This window comes from Bdellovibrionota bacterium (assembly GCA_035292885.1).
Lineage (GTDB): Bacteria > Bdellovibrionota_G > JALEGL01 > JALEGL01 > DATDPG01 > DATDPG01.
In genome coordinates this window covers 1-2,279 of the sequence record DATDPG010000059.1, presented here as the reverse complement: position 1 = coordinate 2,279, position 2,279 = coordinate 1, and the positions used below count along the sequence as shown (strand labels likewise).

Genomic DNA, 2,279 nt, shown 5'->3' with positions numbered 1-2,279 from the left:
AAGCAAAAAGATCGATCCTGAACATGATGGAAGCGAGATCAAACAACTTCCGCTCCATAAGAAAAAGTACGACAAATACCAAAGCTGAGAGGGATGCAAGGATCAAAAGGGGCCTCGTAGAGTGTGATTTTCTATCTAGATTAATCCCCAAATTCGACTGAGCAGTTTTTTTGGAGAGCACAAGCCCGAGAAGCGCAGCCAGGATAATTACCAGAACGGGGCTCACTCTCAAACCAAACATAGCTGCTGCGATCACTGCGATCATTCCATCACGCAGACTTTTCAGGGAAGTTTTGCCAAAGGATACGGCCGCATTCGCGACAATGGCCACGACTATAGTTTGAAGGCCGCCAAACGCCGCAACCACTGGTGGAAGTGTATGTGAACGAACGTAGAAGGCTGAAAGTCCAACCATGAGAAGAAATGCGGGAAGTCCAAAACCGATGAAGCTCGGTGCTGCGCCAGCCACTCCTCTTACTTTGAAGCCGACGTAAGCAGAGACTTGCATCGCCGTCGCCCCCGGAATCATTTGACAAAGAGCCACCCCGTCACGAAAGGTGCCGCCATCAAGCCACTTTCGTTGCTCAACGGCCATCTTACCGATAAATGGAACCATAGCGGGTCCCCCAAAGGCGGTCGCACCCAGCTTTAAAAATGAGAGGAAGAGGGCAGTTAAAGAAGGATTCGCGGGCATACGAATGGCGGCATTCAGCTTTTCCCCAGGTCCGCCCAATTGATCACTCATTGAGCTGGAAGCGAGCCCACGAGCAGAGCAGCGGTTGGATTAACCGTCAGAGCGCGAAATAATAGCGCAGCCGCAGCTCCAACCGGTAGTCGTTCTGTTTTTCTCCGAAATCGGTGTGGCTACGGCCGAGAAGGATGGCGCCTTTCAATCGGAGTTCAAGGTTTGTCAGGGGACTATACGTTATCTCAGGAAGCACATTGAAACTACCATCGATCGGATTGATGATCGAAGTAAGTGCGGGGGTGAGATAGAGAATGTCAAAAGGTTCCTTTTGGCTTACGCGAAAGTATAGATAGTTGCGCATCGGGTTGGGATTGCCGTAAGGCCCTTTGGCCAATTGCGCCGCTCGAACCAGACCCGCCGCGTTGCCCGCGGTCACAAATTTCCGATAGCTCGTATCGACGAAGCTAAAAAAGTCCGTCATCTGTTTGCGACTCAAGCCGGTGCCGTCGCGATAATACTCGAAGATATAAGTGGTTTCCCCTTCCGTGAGGTAGCGTAACCCGAGAAGATAGCTAATCGCTTCCCTTTCCGTTGAAAAATTCCGACCCATCTCGTTGATGAACTTCGATTTAAAGTTATTGACGACGGAGAACTCGCCGTGGACCTCGAAGTTGGTTGCCAGGTTCTTGGAGAAATCGAATCCGTACCGGGTCGTTCGACTTTCACCGGTGAAGACCATGAAATCCAAATCCGTGTCGTAAGCGAGTAAATAAAGCTTCGATGCAAAGTTCGTATGGTAAAGCTCGCCGGATTTGGCATTGACATGGGGGTAGACCGGGACAACCGCCGCAGTTAAGGTCGCCGTCTTTAACGGCCCGTCGAAGCTGCGAATGTAATCGGCGGTGGCGAGGGTGGCTCCTTCCAGGGCCTCTTCCGGGTCTTCGGGATTCTTCGGTCGAGCGACAAAACTCACGGGATTCCACGCATAGCCTTTGCCCCACTTCATGACTTTCTTCCCAGCTTCCATGATAAAGCCAGAGCTGGGCTTGACGGAAGCATAAGCCTCGAAAAGTTTCGTATCCTCGTCCCATCCCTCAAAATCGTTGCGCACGAAGGTGTCCGTCTTAAAAAACACCGAGAAGATGTCTTTCTTGTAGGACCCCTCCAGTCGTAGCCGAAAGTTATACTGGTCAAAGGTACTTCCCTGATTACTCTTGAAGAACTTCAGACGGGAAAAGGTCGAATCCCGATCTATCCCGAGGAGGGTGGGTTGAAACTCGAAAAATCCTCCCAAGCTGTACGGCTTGGCGGCGAGTTTATCGATCTCTTTCTGAAACTCTGACAGATCGACTTCGAACTTAGCCTTGTCCTGCGATTGTTCCTGGGAAAGGAGATTGGACGCAGGTAAAATAACACATAGAAGGACCAGCAGTTTTACAAACCGCATGGATCTTTCACCGGATGGATTCGATTTTAGCCAGAAATTCCAGTGTAAACACCTCATCGGGGACGATCCTCTTTTTGACATTCGCATAGGCCAGTATGGACTGATAGCCCTTATAAAGGGGGCTGTCGGTTTCGATGACGGATG

2 protein-coding genes are annotated in these 2,279 nt (G+C 50.6%); both read right to left on the bottom strand.

Going from position 1 to position 2,279, the window contains the following annotated elements:
- Positions 1–745: chromate transporter (locus VI895_04750; GenBank protein ID HLG19111.1), on the bottom strand; the 745-nt coding region annotated here is incomplete at its 3' end.
- A gap of 46 nt (positions 746–791) precedes the next feature.
- On the bottom strand, positions 792–2,135 hold the full coding sequence (locus VI895_04745) for a hypothetical protein (protein ID HLG19110.1): 1,344 nt from the start codon (positions 2,133–2,135) through the stop codon (positions 792–794).
- Positions 2,136–2,279: the final 144 nt, after the last annotated feature.